Annotated in this window: 16 protein-coding genes and 1 tRNA gene; 7 read left to right on the top strand and 10 right to left on the bottom strand. The window is 65.5% G+C overall.

What is annotated here, in order from left to right:
• Positions 1–20: 20 nt before the first annotated feature.
• The 3 genes from AC3WLF_RS28785 to recA form a co-directional block, all read right to left on the bottom strand.
• Complete coding sequence (locus AC3WLF_RS28785; RefSeq protein WP_011614567.1) at positions 21–716, bottom strand: DUF2889 domain-containing protein; 696 nt, start codon at positions 714–716, stop codon at positions 21–23.
• Positions 717–860: 144 nt separating this feature from the next.
• Positions 861–1,337 (bottom strand): recombination regulator RecX, encoded by a 477-nt coding sequence (recX, locus tag AC3WLF_RS28780; RefSeq protein ID WP_492317645.1) that lies wholly within the window; start codon positions 1,335–1,337, stop codon positions 861–863.
• Between the two features lie 101 nt (positions 1,338–1,438).
• On the bottom strand, positions 1,439–2,503 hold the full coding sequence (gene recA, locus AC3WLF_RS28775) for a recombinase RecA (protein WP_492351631.1): 1,065 nt from the start codon (positions 2,501–2,503) through the stop codon (positions 1,439–1,441).
• Positions 2,504–2,729: 226 nt separating this feature from the next.
• Here recA and AC3WLF_RS28770 point away from each other — a divergent pair, with 226 nt between their 5' ends.
• From AC3WLF_RS28770 to AC3WLF_RS28745, 6 genes are all read left to right on the top strand, one after another.
• Positions 2,730–3,419, top strand: coding sequence for a response regulator (locus tag AC3WLF_RS28770; RefSeq protein ID WP_456803113.1), 690 nt, complete (start codon positions 2,730–2,732; stop codon positions 3,417–3,419).
• Positions 3,420–3,474: 55 nt separating this feature from the next.
• Entirely contained in the window at positions 3,475–5,031 is a 1,557-nt protein-coding gene (locus tag AC3WLF_RS28765; RefSeq protein ID WP_492359144.1) for a sensor histidine kinase, read from the top strand.
• The gene (locus AC3WLF_RS28760) at positions 5,028–5,363 is read left to right on the top strand and encodes a DUF4212 domain-containing protein (RefSeq protein ID WP_010812225.1); all 336 of its coding nucleotides are present in this window, start codon (positions 5,028–5,030) and stop codon (positions 5,361–5,363) included. Before AC3WLF_RS28765 ends, AC3WLF_RS28760 begins: the two co-directional genes overlap by 4 nt.
• A 243-nt stretch (positions 5,364–5,606) precedes the next feature.
• Positions 5,607–7,304, top strand: a complete 1,698-nt coding sequence (locus tag AC3WLF_RS28755) for an MFS transporter (RefSeq protein WP_492317649.1) — start codon at positions 5,607–5,609, stop codon at positions 7,302–7,304.
• A 133-nt stretch (positions 7,305–7,437) separates the two neighbouring features.
• A tRNA-Met gene (locus tag AC3WLF_RS28750) sits at positions 7,438–7,514 on the top strand.
• Positions 7,515–8,091: 577 nt separating this feature from the next.
• Entirely contained in the window at positions 8,092–8,835 is a 744-nt protein-coding gene (locus tag AC3WLF_RS28745; RefSeq protein WP_492355804.1) for a type II restriction endonuclease, read from the top strand.
• Here AC3WLF_RS28745 and AC3WLF_RS28740 read toward each other — a convergent pair.
• The 6 genes from AC3WLF_RS28740 to AC3WLF_RS28715 all read right to left on the bottom strand — a co-directional run bounded on the left by AC3WLF_RS28740 (position 8,832) and on the right by AC3WLF_RS28715 (position 14,713).
• Positions 8,832–9,782 (bottom strand): DNA adenine methylase, encoded by a 951-nt coding sequence (locus AC3WLF_RS28740; RefSeq protein WP_492355805.1) that lies wholly within the window; start codon positions 9,780–9,782, stop codon positions 8,832–8,834. The genes AC3WLF_RS28745 and AC3WLF_RS28740 overlap by 4 nt on opposite strands.
• Before the next feature lie 276 nt (positions 9,783–10,058).
• Positions 10,059–10,646, bottom strand: a complete 588-nt coding sequence (mepK, locus tag AC3WLF_RS28735; protein WP_492355806.1) for a peptidoglycan L,D-endopeptidase MepK — start codon at positions 10,644–10,646, stop codon at positions 10,059–10,061.
• A gap of 30 nt (positions 10,647–10,676) precedes the next feature.
• Positions 10,677–12,269, bottom strand: a complete 1,593-nt coding sequence (locus AC3WLF_RS28730) for a L,D-transpeptidase family protein (protein ID WP_492351634.1) — start codon at positions 12,267–12,269, stop codon at positions 10,677–10,679.
• Between the two features lie 84 nt (positions 12,270–12,353).
• Entirely contained in the window at positions 12,354–12,980 is a 627-nt protein-coding gene (locus AC3WLF_RS28725) for a LuxR C-terminal-related transcriptional regulator (RefSeq protein WP_492317652.1), read from the bottom strand.
• Between the two features lie 161 nt (positions 12,981–13,141).
• Positions 13,142–13,552 (bottom strand): carboxymuconolactone decarboxylase family protein, encoded by a 411-nt coding sequence (locus AC3WLF_RS28720; RefSeq protein WP_492317653.1) that lies wholly within the window; start codon positions 13,550–13,552, stop codon positions 13,142–13,144.
• Between the two features lie 93 nt (positions 13,553–13,645).
• On the bottom strand, positions 13,646–14,713 hold the full coding sequence (locus tag AC3WLF_RS28715) for a CaiB/BaiF CoA transferase family protein (protein ID WP_492317654.1): 1,068 nt from the start codon (positions 14,711–14,713) through the stop codon (positions 13,646–13,648).
• Positions 14,714–15,064: 351 nt separating this feature from the next.
• Here AC3WLF_RS28715 and AC3WLF_RS28710 point away from each other — a divergent pair, with 351 nt between their 5' ends.
• Complete coding sequence (locus tag AC3WLF_RS28710) at positions 15,065–15,505, top strand: universal stress protein (RefSeq protein ID WP_492351635.1); 441 nt, start codon at positions 15,065–15,067, stop codon at positions 15,503–15,505.
• A 47-nt stretch (positions 15,506–15,552) separates the two neighbouring features.
• On the opposite strand, the gene AC3WLF_RS28705 is transcribed toward AC3WLF_RS28710, so the two are convergent.
• Positions 15,553–16,599 (bottom strand): serine/threonine protein kinase, encoded by a 1,047-nt coding sequence (locus AC3WLF_RS28705; protein ID WP_492355807.1) that lies wholly within the window; start codon positions 16,597–16,599, stop codon positions 15,553–15,555.
• Between the last annotated feature and the right edge of the window lie 153 nt (positions 16,600–16,752).

The following is a 16,752-nucleotide window of genomic DNA, read 5'->3' as shown; positions in this document are numbered from 1 at the left end:
TGGCTGGCCAATCCTGAGAATCAGCCGGAGGTGCCGGTCGGCCGCTCGGCTGGGACAGCGTCGTTGCCATCATTGCCGCGGTCGCCATTGGCCGCGGGCGGCGCCTGAGGCGCAGTTGCGACGGCAGGTGCTGCCTCGGCCCGTACCTTGGGCGTCGGCTGGTGACCATACCAGCGCGGGTAAAACTGACGAACCACCTCGCCATCGAAACGCAGGGCGTGGCAGCCGTTCAACTGATAGGGCGGCTCCGGATTCGGGTCGTCCTCGCCGTTGTCGCGGATATTGATGACTTCACCGGCAAAGGCCTGGATCGCCGTGCTGGGCAGCACGCCAGCGGCCTCGGTCAGGTGCGAGCAACCATGCATGCCGCCGAGGCGCTCGCGCACAGCCTTGCGAAAGCCCTTGCGCAGGTTCAGGCCGATCAGCTTGCGGTAAGCCGGGCCGATCGTGTCGCAATGGGACGGATACGGCACCCAGTCCGAGCAGGCCTCGGCATCCAGCACCGTCATTTCCTCATTGATGGTGACGCGCAGCCACAGGTCGTGCAGGGGCTGGCCTACCGGGCGGACGCGGTCGCCGGCCAGTTCGATGTCGCGAGGCTTGGTGTCGGTCAGGCGCACCTCGATGTCCCACAAGCCGTCCTCTCTCTGGTACGCCTCGGCCGTAATGGCGCGACGGTGACGCTGGGAGCGGTTGACGGGCTGGGACAGAGGCATGGCCAGGCTGGAAATACGGGGGGCTGGGGAACGGCGGTGCCGGAGCACCGAAAACCGGGGGAGTTTAACATGCCGCGCCGCTTTGGCCGGGAACATCCTTGTGCAGCAACTGTCGCAGCGGGATTGTCGGCCGACCATGGCGCATCAGGCCTCGCCACCGTCGTCGCCGTAGTCTTCGTCCGCACCCTGGATGATCTTGCTGACGACCGAACGCGAAAACCCGCGCGCCACCATGAAGCGGATCTGCTTGGCCCGCGCCTCGGGCGTGTCCGGCGGGGTGCCGAAGCGCTTGCGCCAGACCTCACGGGCGCGCGCCACTTCCGTGGCGCGCAGCCGCTCCTGCAGATCGCCCAGCTGCTCGCTGCCGAGCTTGTGGGTCTTGGCTTCCTGCATCACGCGCGCGGTGCCGTAGCGGGCGCCGCGGCGGTGCACCAGGCTGTCGGCAAAGCGCTGGTTCGACAGCCAGTTCTCGCGCTCCAGCGCGTCCAGCAACTGCTCCAGCTGCTCGGCCGACTCGGCATGCGGCGCCAGCTTGCGCGCCAGTTCGGCGCGGCTGTGCTCGCGGCGCGACAGGTAGCCGACAGCGCGGGCCTTCAGCGAAAGCGGGGGACGGGTTGCCATGGTTGCCGGAATCTGTGGATGGAGGGGTCCGCGCCAAGCAAAAAGGCCGGGGCATCGGCGATGCCCCGGCCTTCCTGATGGCGCAATGGCCGCTGGCGCGGTCAGTCTTCGACCGCTACCGGCGTGGCAGCCGCCGTGGGGTTCATGGCCACCACGCCCAGCGCGGCGCGCACCTTGTTTTCAATCTCGGCGGCGATGTCAGGGTTCTCGCGCAGGTATTCGCGCGCGTTGTCCTTGCCCTGGCCGATCTTGTCGCCGTTGTAGCTGTACCAGGCGCCGGACTTCTCGACGATCTTGGCGTCCACGCCCAGGTCGATGATCTCGCCCTGGCGCGAGATGCCCTGGCCGTACAGGATGTCGAAGAAGGCTTCGCGGAACGGCGGCGAGACCTTGTTCTTGACCACCTTGACCTTGGTCTCGTTGCCGATCACGTCGTCGCCCTTCTTGATCGAGCCGATGCGGCGGATATCCAGGCGCACCGAGGCGTAGAACTTGAGCGCGTTGCCGCCGGTGGTGGTTTCCGGCGAGCCGAACATCACCCCGATCTTCATGCGGATCTGGTTGATGAAGATCACCAGGCAGTTGGTGCGCTTGATGGTGCCGGTCAGCTTGCGCAGCGCCTGGCTCATCAGGCGGGCCTGCAGGCCCGGCAGCGAATCGCCCATTTCGCCTTCGATTTCGGCCTTGGGCACCAGCGCCGCCACCGAGTCGATCACGATCAGGTCGATCGAGCCCGAGCGCACCAGCGCATCGGTGATTTCCAGCGCCTGTTCGCCGGTGTCCGGCTGCGAGATCAGCAGGTCGCCGACGTTGACGCCCAGCTTGTTGGCGTAGCTGACGTCCAGCGCGTGCTCGGCGTCGATAAAGGCGCAGGTGCCGCCCAGCTTCTGCATCTCGGCCACGACCTGCAGCGTCAGCGTGGTCTTGCCCGACGATTCCGGACCATAGATCTCGACCACGCGGCCGCGCGGCAGGCCGCCGACGCCAAGCGCGATGTCCAGGCCGAGCGAACCGGTGGATACCACCTGAATGTCCTTCTCGACCTCGCCGTCGCCCAGGCGCATGATCGAGCCCTTGCCGAACTGCTTCTCGATCTGGGAGAGCGCGGCGGCAAGCGCCTTCTGCTTCTCGGCGCTCACGCCGGCACCTGCCTTCTTGTCGTCCATGGTCGTCCTTGAATCAATGGTGTATAAATAGGCCGCATGTGGCGCGGCACCGGCATTTTCCGGCTCCAGCGCCGGCCCGGCTGTCTGCGCGGCCGCTCTCCAGGGGGTCTCCCCGGGCAGCCCCAGCGGAACGTGCGGGTACTGTATAAAAAAACAGTATGCTTGGCAAGCCCCATCGCGCCCCATTCCGCCGGCGCCGGCTATGCCGGCCAGGGTGGAGACAACCATGCGCATTCTGATCGCCGAAGATGACGACGTGCTGGCCGACGGCCTGACGCGCTCGCTACGCCACTCGGGTTATGCCGTCGACCACGTCACCAACGGCCTGGAAGCCGATTCCGCGCTGTCGACCCAGACCTTCGACCTGCTGATCCTGGACCTGGGCCTGCCGCGCATGTCCGGGCTGGAAGTGCTCAAGCGCCTGCGCGCGCGCGGCGCCATGCTGCCGGTGCTGATCCTGACCGCCGCCGACAGCGTCGACGAGCGCGTCAAGGGCCTGGACCTGGGCGCCGACGACTATATGGCCAAGCCCTTTGCCCTGTCCGAGCTTGAAGCGCGCGTGCGCGCGCTGGTGCGGCGCGGCGCCGGCGGCGGCGCCACGCTGATGCGGCACGGGCCGCTGGCCTACGACCAGGTCGGGCGCATCGCCTATCTCAACGACCAGATGCTGGACCTGTCCGCGCGCGAGATCGGGTTGCTGGAGATCCTGCTCACACGCAGCGGCCGCCTGGTATCGAAAGAGCAACTGGTGGACCACCTGTGCGAGTGGGGCGAGGAAGTCAGCAACAACGCCATCGAGGTCTACGTGCACCGGCTGCGCAAGAAGATCGAAGTCGGCGGCATCCGCATCGCCACCGTGCGCGGGCTTGGCTACTGCCTGGAGAAATTCCAGCCGGCGGTGGCCGCGCACGACTGACCTCCGTCCAACGCCACCGCAGGCCAAGCGACCGACCTGAGCGCAAACCGCCGAGATGAGCCTGCTGCGACTACCCTGGCGGCGCGCGCCCCGCGCCGCGCCACCCTCTCCTTCCGCCACCCCGGGCCCGGACGCCGCCGACCAGGACCTGGCCGACGCGCTGCCGCACCTGGAGGAAAGCACCACGCATCCGTCGCCGCGCTCATTGTTCGGCGAGATCCTCGACTGGATGCTGGCGCCGCTGCTGCTGCTCTGGCCGATGAGCATCGCGGTGACTTACCTGGTGGCCAAGTCGATCGCCAACGGGCCCTTCGACCGCGCGCTCGAAGCCAGCGCCATTGTGCTTTCGCAGCAGGTGCGCGAGGTCAACGGGCGCATTACGCTGCAGCTGCCGCTGTCGGCGCGCGAGATCCTGCGCGCCGACGAGACCGACAGCATCTACTACCAGGTGGTCGGCAAGCGCGGCGAATACATCGCCGGCGACCACGACCTGCCGCTGCCATCCGAGGAAGACCAGGGCCATGCGGGGCTGGTGTCCCTGCGCGATGACCGCGTGGCCGGCAACGACGTGCGCGTGGCCTACACCTATATCGACCTGAAGCAGGTCAGCGGCACCCAGCCGGTGCTGGTGCAGGTGGCCGAGACCCTGGACAAGCGCGCGCGCCTGGCCAACGAGATCATCAAGGGCGTGATCCTGCCGCAGTTCGTGATCCTGCCGCTGGCGGTGGTGCTGGTGTGGTTCGGGCTGTCGCGCGGGCTGGCGCCGCTGACCGCGATCCAGCAGCGCATCCGCGCGCGCAACCCCGGCGATACCAGCCCGATCGACGAACGCGCCGCGCCGCAGGAGATCACACCGCTGGTGGGTTCGTTCAACGACCTGCTGGCGCGCCTGGACCAGTCGGTGCAGACCCAGAAGCGCTTTATCGCCGATGCCGCGCATCAGATGAAGACACCGCTGGCGGGCCTGCGCATGCAGGCCGAGCTGGCGCAGCGAGAGCAGTCGCCGGAAGAGCTGCGGCGCTCGCTGGCGCAGATCGCCGGCAGCTCTGAGCGCACCGCGCACCTGGTCACGCAGCTGCTGTCGCTGGCACGCATGGAAAACCTGGCGGGCACCGGCGGCATGGCCGCGCTGGACCTGGCGGCGCTCGCGCGCGAGGTGGTCAAGGACTGGCTGCCGCAGGCCTGGGCGCGCGACATCGACCTGGGGCTGGACGCGGACGAACATCCGGTGATGGTGCAGGGCAACCGCCTGATGCTGACCGAGATGCTGAACAACCTGCTCGACAACGCCATCCGCTACACGCCGCGCGGCGGGCACGCCACGGTGCGCGTCAGCGCCGATGCCTTCGAGCCGTTCGCCTACCTGGATGTGGAAGACACCGGCCCGGGCATTGCGCCGGCCGAGCGCGAGCGCGTGATGGAGCGCTTCTACCGCGTGCTCGGCACCAATACCGAAGGCAGCGGCCTGGGCCTGGCCATCGTGCGCGAGATCGTGCAGCAGCACGGCGGCGACGTCCAGATCTCCGACCACGTCTACCAGCAATCGCCACGGCTGGCCGGCGCGCATTTCCGCGTGACGCTGCGCCGGCCCGACTACCTCCCGCCCGCATGAACGACAGCCCCGCCCCCGACAGTGCCGAAGCCCGCCAGCGCCAGGCCTGGCGGCGCAACCTGCGCTGGATCTGCGGCCTGCTCGCGATCTGGTTCACCGTCACCTTCGTGGTGGCATGGTTTGCGCGCGACCTGCGCTTCGACTTCTTTGGCTGGCCGTTTTCGTTCTGGGTCGGCGCGCAAGGCGCGCTGGTGGTCTACGTGCTGATGGCCGCGCTCTACGCCTGGCGCATGAACCGCGCCGACGGCGAAGCCGACGCCGACAGCCTGGCCGCGCCCGCCCCTGCGCCTTCGCAGGGCGCCTCGCGTGGAACAGGCACCGATGCTGCATAGCCGCACCCCTGCAAAGCGCGCCATTCAGCCACACAAGTGAATTGCGCCCCGCAGCGCAGCATCCAAACTCCCGCCCACGGCTAGCGTATACCCCGATATTCTTTGACGATTCCGTCCCCCGTTCTGTCAGAACGCAGTAAGTTTCGCCACCCACAATCCTCTGCAACTCAGGCATAGCGGCCAGCCGCGCGGTCTTTCCCGCGCCACGCCCACCCGAGATCCATTCCAGACGGAGGAGACAATATGGCAAACGTGCAAAACGTTGCGGTGCCCGGAGGGGGCGCGCAGAACGCACCGATGACAGCCGAAGAGCGCAAGGTGATCTTTGCCTCATCGCTGGGCACGGTGTTCGAGTGGTACGACTTTTATCTCTACGGCTCGCTGGCGGCGATCATTGCCAAGCAGTTCTTCGCCGGACTGGATCCCACCTCGGCCTTCATCTTCGCGCTGCTCGCATTCGCCGCCGGCTTTATCGTGCGGCCGTTCGGCGCGCTGGTGTTCGGCCGCCTGGGCGACATGATCGGGCGCAAGTACACCTTCCTGGTGACGATCCTGCTCATGGGCCTGTCGACCTTCATCGTCGGCCTGCTGCCGGGCTACGCCACCATCGGCTGGGCCGCGCCGATCATCCTGATCGCACTGCGCATGCTGCAGGGCCTGGCGCTCGGCGGCGAGTACGGCGGTGCCGCCACCTACGTGGCCGAGCACGCACCGCACGGCAAGCGCGGCGCCTATACCTCGTGGATCCAGACCACGGCCACGCTGGGCCTGTTCCTGTCGCTGATCGTGATCCTGCTGTGCCGCGAAATGACCGGGCCCAACTTCGAGACCTGGGGCTGGCGCATCCCGTTCCTGGTGTCGATCCTGCTGCTGGGCGTGTCGGTGTATATCCGCCTGTCGATGAATGAATCGCCGGCGTTCCAGCGCATGAAGGCAGAGGGCAAGACCTCCAAGGCCCCGCTGACCGAGTCCTTCGGCCAGTGGCGCAACCTGAAGATCGTGATCCTGGCCCTGCTCGGCCTGACCGCTGGCCAGGCCGTGGTCTGGTACACCGGCCAGTTCTATGCGCTGTTCTTCCTGACCCAGGTGCTCAAGGTCGATGCCAAGACGGCCAACCTGCTGATCGCCGGCGCACTGGTGCTCGGCACGCCGTTCTTCATCTTCTTCGGCTCGCTGTCGGACAAGATCGGCCGCAAGTGGATCATCATGGCGGGCTGCGCGCTGGCCGTGCTGACCTACTTCCCGCTGTTCAAGGCCATGACCCACTACGCCAACCCGGCGCTGGAGCGCGCCCAGCAGAGCGCCCAGATCGTGGTCACCGCCGACCCGAAGCAGTGCTCGTTCCAGGGCAGCCCGATCGCCCGAGAGATCGACTTCCGCAGCTCCTGCGACATCGCCAAGCGCACGCTGGCCCAGGCATCGGCCAGCTATGAAGTGGTCGAGGCCCCGGCCGGCACCGTGGCCACGGTGAAGATCGGCGACAAGGAGATCAAGGCCTTCGACGCGCAGCTGGTGAACGGCCACAGCTTCGACGACGCCAGCAAGAAGCAGATCGCGGCGTTCAAGAAGGAGGTGGGTGAATCGATGGCCTCCGCCGGCTACCCGACCAAGGCCGACCCGGCACAGATGAACACGATCATGGTGCTGGTGATCCTGGTCATCCTGGTGATCTACGTCACCATGGTGTACGGCCCGATCGCCGCCATGCTGGTGGAGCTGTTCCCGACCCGCATCCGCTACACCTCGATGTCGCTGCCCTACCATATCGGCAACGGCTGGTTCGGCGGCCTGCTGCCCACCATCTCGTTCGCGCTGGTGGCCCAGAACGGCAACATCTACTACGGGCTCTGGTACCCGATCATCATCGCAGCCATCACCTTCGTGATCGGCGCGCTGTTCATCCGCGAGACCAAGGACGTGAACATCTACGCCAACGACTGAGCGGTCGTCCGGCACTAACGGAAACGGCAGGCCCACCGGCCTGCCGTTTTTTTATGCATGGGCCCTTCGTGCAAAATCTTCACGCGAAGGTGTTGACAGCAACGAAAGCCCAGGTATAATCTTAGTCTTCGTTGGCGAATTAGCTCAGTCGGTTAGAGCGACGGAATCATAATCCGCAGGTCCGGGGTTCGAGTCCCTGATTCGCCACCATTTATTTGAAAAGCCGCGTTCTCGCAAGAGAACGCGGCTTTTTGCTTTGGATTGCGCGCGAGATGAAAGCCAAGCCGGACGAGGCATAGATTGTTGACCGGACCACGTCCATCGACTTCGATGAGTTCTGCCGGCCCAGGCGAGTCCACGTCCAAGCCGGGCCAAACGAGCAAGAAGCGGCCAATACCGCCATCCCGACGGCGCTCACAAGCCCTCCCGTCCCCGCACACCACCTCGCCGATCGCGCGCCGCCTGCTATTGAAAATTCCTTTGCCACCTCGGCGGATCTGCTGCCAAAAATAGATAGCCTGAAAATCTGATCCGGTTGCAGACTCTGGCGTCGAATGCGAGAGCCCACGACCAGACCAGTAAACGCGTCAAAGCGGAGAGGCACAATCCAGCGTCGGGGACGTGCAGACTCGCAGGGGGGAGTTCCCAGAACGACACACGGCCAGCTTCGGGGTCAGCATCTCCCCAGCCCTCCTGAAACAGGATAATCAGCAGAACACAATAAACCCTATCGACCAAGCACCTTCGATACGATAAAGTTACACTTCCATTTCAGGAGGAGCAGGAAGTGAATTTCGGAGAAGCCCTTCAGGCGAAACTCGCGGCAAACACTCACAAATATGCGATTGGTGGGGCTGTGGGGCTCGACGGAACTGTCTACCCCCTTGGCAGCGATACCAAGGTCCTGAGTACCATTTTTGAACTGTTCACGCGCCCGTTGATGCTTGAAATGGCGTCAGAACACGGATTTCACCTAATTGAACCGACCGTTCAAAATCATTACCCTGATTTCACTCTGTGCCGAGATGCTGCCAGCGGAGGAAAGATCGCAGTCGACGTTAAGACTACATATATCATCCGCCCAACTGACACCTTCGGATTCACGCTTGGAGGCTATACCTCGTTCATTCGCCCCGGCAATGAACGCAAGAACATAGTATTTCCCTTCACCGATTACTCCGAGCACTGGGTAATCGGCTACGTATATGAACGCGTGGCCGAAAAAAAGGCAGCGGAGCATGCCGTCTACTCGCTCGATCAAATTAAAGACATTCCACTTCCTTACCGAAATGTCCGGGTGTTCGTTCAGGAAAAATGGCGTATTGCGAGTGACCGCGCGGGTAGCGGCAACACCACAAACATCGGCAGCATCACTGGAAGCCTGGACCGATTTGTGACGGGCAATGGTCCATTCCGCGATGAAGCCGAGTTTTTGGATTATTGGCGCAACTACGGACGCACGGCAGCCGATCGAGGTACGACGTTCAAAAATATCAGCGAATACCGCGCATGGCGCGGCAGGACGATCTAGGCAGGGAACAGTTCCCTTTGCTCAATTTCGGCGTCACTTTCGTCCTCAGTCAGATCGGGGGGCGAAAGTCGGCGCGACTCATCCACTAAATTCTGCGGGCTGATAATCAGAGCCTCTTCCATCTCACCGCGCAGGCTTTCAGTAGAGCCAACGTGATAGAAGTGGCTGAACGTCTCCATTGGATAATCGGAAAAATGTTCTGCCAGATGATTATTTTCCCGATATTTGTTTCCCTTCCACATTGAGTAGGCGAAGCCAGCTGGCAAAGCTTTAATCGCGTGGGAAAGCTCATCGGCTTCGCTTTCAGACCACTGATTGTAGTAATCAGTATGGCGCCCGAAGTATGGAGGATCCAGGTAAACAAAGTCGTCCGAACGCGCATCTCCCAGGGTCTCTCGCCACGGCTGACATTTGAATTGCCAATCTTTGCCATGCATGGTTTTTTGCGCCCATGCGATTTGATTACAGATTTTTGTTACGAGAGCTTGACGGAATCGCTCTGGTTTTCTGCAAAACGGTACGTTGAACGCCCCCTTCTTGTTGAATCTCATGATTCCGTTGAAACATGAACGATTCAGAAAAAGCAGATCGAGAGCACCCTTACGCTGATTGAATCGCTCGCGTATCGCGTAAAAATGCTCCTCGCCGATCGAAAGCAGCTTTCCCCCTTCTTGCTCCAAAAAGTGACGGGCAGACGCAGCGGAAATTTCCCCGCTCTGAATCGCGCTATAGAAGCGAATTACGTGCTCATTTGTGTCGCAAAGAAGGGCACGAGGAGGGGCAATATTCAACGCGACAGCGCCCGAGCCCAAGAATGGTTCAATCCACCGTCCGCGTCCACTCCAACTGATGGCGTCAGCAATCCACGGAACCAGCTTTGTTTTGATGCCTTGAATCTTTATCGGCGGAGCTTTGGCTTTAAGGCGGCGCGGTAGAAAATCGTTCAATTGATGCAATCCCATGGCGAGGAAAGAGGAGCCATGCACACACGCGGGCACATGCCTTGGCTAGCATTGTAGCGGGCCGACGTACCAGCCGCGCACTTTTGACTCGCGATCGAGAGGTTGCGGGCGACCGATCGCGGTTGATTATGGGGACAAATCCCTGATTCGCTACTATCCATTTTAAAAGCCTCGATCCCGTAAGGGTTCGCGGCTTTTTTCTTTGGGTCATTACCAGGGCGCGCAAGCGAGCCGCCCATCACGGGCGGCCACGGACAACGCCTACCAGTAACGCACGCGCCCGGTATCGATGTGCACGAACTGGTCAGACTCATAGAAGCCGACGCCCCCGCCCTGCAATGACTTGGCCGCGTCGCGCACGTCCGCCAGCGGCACGCCGGCCAGGCGGATGTCGATGGCCTTGCCGTCCATGTGCAGGCTGTGCCTGGCCACGCCGCCGCCGCGCGAGTTGCGCAGGCGCGAGTTGGTGGCCGGGCTGCGGTAGCCGGAAATGACCTGGAACGGCTGCTCGGTGCCAAGCTCGCGGCGGACCTGGAACAGGAGGTCGAACAGCTGCGGATCGATCATGCCGACCTTGCCGGAGTAATGGTCACGCAGGAAGCCGTTGAGCGTAGTCAGCGCGTCGGGCACGAAGCGGTCGCCAACGGCATAGACCAGCGACACGCGTTCGCCGGTATGGGTGTGGTCGAAAGCCAGCGTGCGGGCGTCCGGCAGGCCTGCCAGGGCCTGGTTTGCAGGCAGGTTTGCCAGCGCCTGGCGCGGTGCCAGCGGCATCAGGCTGGCGGCGAGGGCCAGGCCTCCGGTGGTATGAAGAAAGCGGCGGCGTGCCTTGCGCGTCGCATCAGTCATGGTACTTCCTCTGAATGTCCCAGTGGCGCCTCAGCGGGTGGTGCCGGAGGCGCTTGCGATAGCTGGTTGCTGGGGCCGTCCGTTGCGTTGCCGCAGTGCCTTGTCCAGCAGTTTGTCGTGACCGTAAATGTCAGGCAAGAAGGATACACGACCATCGGCGCGCGCAATGACCGTGCCGTAGGCCAGCACCACCGGCAAGGGCTGCTCCAGGCGCACCGTATTGGACTTGCCACGCGTCATCGCTTCGCGGATACGGGTTTCGTTCCAGTCCGGCATATCGTGCAACACGAACTGGGCCAACGCTACTGGGGATTCCACGCGGATGCAGCCGTGGCTGAAGTCGCGCCGGCCGCGCTTGAACAGCTGCGGCGAGGGCGTGTGGTGCAGGTAGATGTTCTCGTTGTTGGGAAACACAAACTTGATATCGCCCAGCGCGTTCAGCGGGCCTGGCCGCTGGCGGATGCGCATGCGGCCATTCAGCACTGCTTCGAGATTTTCCTCGGACAGCGTGGTCACGGCCTTGCCGTCGCCGGTAACGAACTCCAGGCCCTGCCGGTTGAAATAGGCCGGATCGCTGCGCAGGTGCGGCACGGTCTCGCGGCGCGCGATCGAGGGCGGGATGTTCCAGTACGGGCTGAACTCGATGTAGCGCATATCCTCCTCGAACAGCGGCGTGCGCGTATCCAGTGCCTTGCCGACGATCACCTTCATCTCGAGCTTGATGTCGAGCTTGCCGTCGCGGATCTCATAGGCGCGCAGCATGAACTCCGGCACATTGACCACGATCATGCGCGGACCGTCCAGCGGCGTCCAGCGCAGCCGCTCCATGGTCAGTTCGATTTGCCGCACACGGCTGGCGATGGGCGGGTTGAGTTGTGCCAGCGTGGCCGCGCCGATCACGCCGTCGGCCTCCAGGCCGTGGCGCGACTGGAACGCCTTGACGCCGTCGACCAGGGCGCCTTCGTAGCGGGCCGGCACCTGGGTGCCGGCGGGCAGGTCGCCCAGCGCAACCAGGCGTGCAGCCAGCGCCGCGGCACCGGCCCAGGGCTGGCCCGGCGTCAGCTTGCTCGCCGGCAACGGTGGCAGCGGCTGCCCCCAGACCGGCTGCTTCGCGATCTCGCGGTACCGCGCCAGGGCGTCCCGCAGCGTGCCGTAGAGCGGGAAGGTGGGCGCTGCCTGGCGGATGGCGGCGGGCAGCCGCTGCTGCTTGACGGCATCGCGCAGCCAGACGGCGGCATCGAAGGGCCGTTCCGCCTGCGGGGCAAAGTTGGCATGGACCGCGCGCGGGTTGACGCGCCCGCCGTGCAGGTCTGCCAGCATCCGCTCCATCGCGGCGCTCAGCGCCGCGTCCACGCGTGCGGCCGCGTCCGGCGGCAATGCTGGCCCGCTGGCGGCCTGGGCCACGGCCTGGCGCAAGGCGTCGGCATCGTAGTCGCGCGGGTCGAGGCCGTCGGCCGCGGCCGCGGCCAGCGCATCGACGGCCTGGCGGGCCGCCGGCACCGGTCGGCCCTGCGCAAACCACATCGGTTCGTTGGCGAAGGCAGGCGTGGCCAGGCATGCGGCGGCACAGGCAAGCACGACAGCGCCCAGGCGGCGTGCGGCGGCATTCAGGGTCGGTGGCATCGGGCGAAAAGTTCGGATTCGTCACACACGCCAACAGTCTACCCGCGATGGCGGCATGGTGCCGCAAGCCGCCCGGGGTGCGCGTTACCACACCAGCTGATGCCGCCGCGCGTAGTCCACCATTTCGACCAGGGAGCCGACATTGAGCTTGGCCATGATGTTGGCCTTGTGCGTGCTGACCGTCTTGCTGCTGATCAGCAGTTGCGCCGCGATCGACTTGTTGGAATGGCCGCGCGCCAGGTATTGCAGGATGGTGATCTCGCGGTTGCTCAGCCGCGCAAAGCCGGATTCCCGCTGCTCGCCGATCTGGCGCACGGTTTCCAGCGTATGCATGGGAAATACCAGGTAGCCGCTGAGCACGCCGCGTACGGCCTGCATCACCTCGGCCAGCCCACGCTGCTTGACCACGAAGCCATGGGCGCCGGCGCGCAGCGCCCGCACCGACGCCAGGGTGGCGTCGCTGTCGGACAGTACCAGCAAGGGCACGGCGGGCTGCGTCGCCGAGACGCGCCGGACAAAGTCGATGCCGGGATTGCCGAAGCACTCGATATCGACCAGCACCAGCCCCGGCCGTTGCTCGCGGACCAGCCGGAATGCTTCCTGCATGCCGTCCATTTCCAGTACTTCACCGGCGCCCAACTCAGCGCGGATTTCAGCGGACAGCGTGGTGCGGAACCGGGAGGGTTCATCGACGATCAGCGCGAGATGCAATTTGAGGCTCCTTAACGACTTGCATGGCTTGGCCTGGTGCCAAGGTTAAGGGGCCGGAGAGATCCTGATGCGCCGAATCCTCGCCGCGCAGATGCGGCAAAATCTGCATCAGAGTCAGACTCTTCTGCATGGCTGTTTTCGTATCGATGCCGCGGTCGGCGTTACCCGTTGGCAGCGTCGAGGACTTCAGTCAGCTTGCGGCTGGCATCCAGCGCCGCGGGGAACCCGCAGTAGACCGCGCTGTGCACCATCAGTTCGCGCAGTTCCTGCGGCGTAACGCCATTGGCGAGCGCGCCGCGCAGGTGGCCGGCCAGCTCCTGCGGCCGGTTCAGCGCAATCAGCATCGACACCGTGGCCAGGCTGCGCTGCTTGCGGTCCAGGCCGTCGCGGGTCCAGACCGTGCCCCAGGCGAACTCCGTCACCAGTTGCTGCAGGCTGGTGTCGCCCTGCTGTGCGGCGGCGTCCAGCGCGCGCCGGACGTGCTCGGGGCCGAGCACTTCGGTGCGCACGTCAAGACCGGCCTCGAAGGCCGGCGTGGGAGTGTAGGCGGGAAGTTGGCTGGGTTCGGCCATGGCATGGGTCTCCGGTTTGGGTGGATGCCGCATGGTAGCCGAACCGATCAAGCCGATTCGAGCGGCCGCAGCATCGGTGCCGCGGCCCCAAGGTCATTCCATGCCCGCGGGCAGGAAGCGCGGCGCCGGCGCCGAACGCGGCACCTCGCGCTCGCCCTGCTGGTACAGCCGATACGTGCCGCGTGCCTGGTTGTGCGGATGGCGCGCGGCCTCGTCCAGGGTCAGCACGCGTGCAAAGCACACGTCGGTGCCGCCCAGCACCGCCTCCCAGTGGGTGCTGGGCTTGCCTGCGATGCAAGCGGCAATGCGTGCCTTCACCGCGGGCCACTGGGCGCGGTCATACTGCGTGGCGGGGTCGATGTCGGTCAGTTCGAGCCGCTCGAGCAGCTCGCGGTAGAACTGCGGCTCGAGCGCGCCCAGCGTGATGGCGCGGCCGTCGGCACAAGGGAAGACGTCATAGAACGGCGAATCGTGGAAGGGGCTCGGTTGCGGGCCGCCCAGCGTGCCGGCTGCGCGCGACACCTGCACCAGCGAGCCCAGCATGGCGACGATATCGGTGATGGCCGCATCCACCACGCAGCCCTCGCCGCTTGCGCGCGCGCTCAGGATGGCGCTGGTGATGCCGAATGCCAGGCCAAGCGCGCCGGTGGCATCGCCCATCACGGTCGGCGGCACCATCGGCAGCTCGCCCTCGCGCGCGGCCATCGACAAGAGGCCGGTCAGCGCGATGTAGTTGAGGTCGTGGCCGGCGCTCTGCGACAGCGGGCCGGTCTGGCCCCAGCCGGTCATGCGCCCGTAGACCAGGCGCGGATTGCGTGCATGGCACGCCTTCGGGCCCAGGCCGAGGCGCTCCATCGCTCCCGGGCGCAGCCCTTCGATCAGCGCGTCGGCGCCGGCCACCAGGTCCAGCGCGGCGGCCACGTCGTCCGCAGACTTCAGGTTCAGTTGCACCACGCGCTTGCCGTGCTCCAGCTCCATCTCAGGCGGCACGGGCTGGCCGCGCAGGATGCGGCGGGCATCCGGCGCGACCGGCCGGGTCACCAGCGTGACCTCGGCGCCCAGGCCGGCCAGCATCGCACCGCACAACGGGCCGGGGCCGATGCCTTCGAATTCCACTACCTTGATACCGCGCAGGGGCAGCAGGTTGCCACGCTCACTCATGATCGTCGTCTCCGGAATCGCCGCCCGCCCGGGCCATGGCCGGGGGACAGCTTGCATTGAATTGGTATGGGATGGGCTGTGCCTGCGGCAGCGCGGGCGTGCCAATGCCTGCCGCGGGGCTCGGGAGCATGCTACGCGCCACGGCGTTGACGGGGCAATGGCCAAATGCTTCAGCCGGCTTGACGGAATCCGTCAGCCGGCCGGCTATCGCACGGCGAAATCGGATAAATCCGATCCGACTTGATCTAAATCGGGTCCTGGCAGGACACTAGGTGCCATGATGGTTCCAGATGGCGGTGCCGCCTCATGGTGCACCGCCTGCCGACAGCCCCCATCCAGGAGATTTCCAACATGACCAATATCGTGCTCGCCACCGACGGTTCGGCCTTCAGCGACGCCGCGGCCCGTTTTATCGCCGAAGGCAAGCTGCTGCAGAGCGGCTTCACCGTGCATGTCGTGCATGTCGCGCCGGAAGTAAGCGGCCAGGTGCGCGCCTTTGTCAGCAAGGAGACCATCGATGACTGGCACAAGGAGGCCAGCGACAAGGCCATGGCGACGGTCTGCGAGATTCTGTCCGCAGCCAAGGTGCCGTTCGAGCGGCACCCGCTGCACGGCTTCGCGCCGGAGCGCATCGTCGCCTGTGCGCGCTCGGTCGACGCCGCAGCCATCGTGATGGGCACGCATGGCCGGGGTTCGTTCTTCGATGCGGTGATCGGTTCGGTCGCAGGCCGCGTGCTGGCGCAGGCCGAGTGCCCGGTGCTGCTGGTCAAGGCGCCGGAAAAGAAGGGTTGAGCAAAGTAGTGGAAAACCGGCGCCCTGGCGGCGCCGACCGGTAGACCTCAGGCGCCCCACAGGGGCGCTTCGTCCATCAGCGCCACCTGTTCGCGCAGTTCCAGGATGCGATCCTGCCAGTAGCGCGCCGTGCCGAACCAAGGGAACGCGGCCGGAAAGGCCGGGTCGGCCCAGCGGCTGGCGAGCCAGGCGCTGTAATGGAGCAGCCGCAGCGTGCGCAGCGCTTCCACCAGCCACAGTTCGCGCGGCTGGAATTCGGCGAAGTCCTCATAGCCGGCAACGATGTCGGCCAGTTGGTCCTGCATGGCCGCGCGGTCGCCCTCGAGCAGCATCCAGATGTCCTGGATCGCCGGCGCCATTCGGCTGTCATCGAAGTCAACGAAATGCGGGCCCGGTGCGCCATGAGTGCCGCCGCGCGCGTCGTCCTCGCCGATCCACAGCACATTGCCGCGATGGCAGTCGCCGTGGGTGCGCAGCAGGCGCACCTCGCCGGCGCGCTCATAGCAGCAGCGCACGCCGTCCAGCGCCAGGTCGGTCACCGATTGCCATGCGGGCAGCAGGTCGGCGGGAATGCAGCCGCTGGCGAGCAGCCAGTCGCGTGGGACAACGCCGAAGGTTTCAAGATTTAGCGCCGGGCGCGCCTGGTAGGGCTGCGTCGCCCCCAGCGCGTGGATGCGGCCGATGAAGCGGCCGAGCCAGGTCAGCGTGTCGGAACGGTCCAGCGCGGGCTCGCGGCCGCCGCAGCGGGGGAATACCGCGAAACGGAAGCCGGCGTGATGCAGCAGCGTGCCGGCCGCGCCCGGTGCCAGCACCATGGCCGGCACGGCCGGGATCTCGGCATCGGCCAGCTGCTGCACGAAGGCGTGTTCTTCCAGGATGGCCGCATCGGTCCAGCGGCCCGGACGGTAGAACTTGGCGATGACCGGCGCGGCATCTTCGATGCCCAGCTGCCAGACGCGGTTCTCATAGCTGTTGAGCGCCAGCAGGCGCCCGTCGGGGCGCAGGCCAGCGCCTTCCAGCGCGTCCAGCATCAGCTCCGGCGTCAGGCCGGCGTAGGGAACGCCGGGGTCGGCCGGGGTGTCGGACGCGTGCATGTTGTCAGCCTGTCCCGCTCAGCGCGCCGGCTTGCGGTTGCCGCCGAGCAGCGCGGCCTGCGGCGCGGGACGGCGATTGCGCGCCGGTGCCGGGGCCGCGTCGTGCGGCTGGCGCGCGGGTTGCGCCGCGGCCCGTTGCTGGCGCGCCGGCTC

Source organism: Cupriavidus sp. FW306-01-F10A (assembly GCF_058782785.1).
The sequence above is the reverse complement of the archived record's forward strand: the minus strand, read 5'-3'. Positions and strand labels throughout refer to the sequence as shown.

Bases quoted from the DNA above. Each gene is read 5' to 3' on its own strand.
- AC3WLF_RS28715 (WP_492317654.1), bottom strand. From the start codon at position 14,713: ATGAGTGAGCGTGGCAACCTGCTGCCCCTGCGCGGTATCAAGGTAGTG.
- AC3WLF_RS28760 (WP_010812225.1), top strand. From the start codon at position 5,028: ATGAACGACAGCCCCGCCCCCGACAGTGCCGAAGCCCGCCAGCGCCAG.
- AC3WLF_RS28770 (WP_456803113.1), top strand. From the start codon at position 2,730: ATGCGCATTCTGATCGCCGAAGATGACGACGTGCTGGCCGACGGCCTG.
- recX (WP_492317645.1), bottom strand. From the start codon at position 1,337: ATGGCAACCCGTCCCCCGCTTTCGCTGAAGGCCCGCGCTGTCGGCTAC.
- recA (WP_492351631.1), bottom strand. From the start codon at position 2,503: ATGGACGACAAGAAGGCAGGTGCCGGCGTGAGCGCCGAGAAGCAGAAG.
- AC3WLF_RS28765 (WP_492359144.1), top strand. From the start codon at position 3,475: ATGAGCCTGCTGCGACTACCCTGGCGGCGCGCGCCCCGCGCCGCGCCA.
- AC3WLF_RS28705 (WP_492355807.1), bottom strand. From the start codon at position 16,599: ATGCACGCGTCCGACACCCCGGCCGACCCCGGCGTTCCCTACGCCGGC.
- AC3WLF_RS28710 (WP_492351635.1), top strand. From the start codon at position 15,065: ATGACCAATATCGTGCTCGCCACCGACGGTTCGGCCTTCAGCGACGCC.
- AC3WLF_RS28730 (WP_492351634.1), bottom strand. From the start codon at position 12,269: ATGCCACCGACCCTGAATGCCGCCGCACGCCGCCTGGGCGCTGTCGTG.
- AC3WLF_RS28720 (WP_492317653.1), bottom strand. From the start codon at position 13,552: ATGGCCGAACCCAGCCAACTTCCCGCCTACACTCCCACGCCGGCCTTC.
- AC3WLF_RS28755 (WP_492317649.1), top strand. From the start codon at position 5,607: ATGGCAAACGTGCAAAACGTTGCGGTGCCCGGAGGGGGCGCGCAGAAC.
- mepK (WP_492355806.1), bottom strand. From the start codon at position 10,646: ATGACTGATGCGACGCGCAAGGCACGCCGCCGCTTTCTTCATACCACC.
- AC3WLF_RS28785 (WP_011614567.1), bottom strand. From the start codon at position 716: ATGCCTCTGTCCCAGCCCGTCAACCGCTCCCAGCGTCACCGTCGCGCC.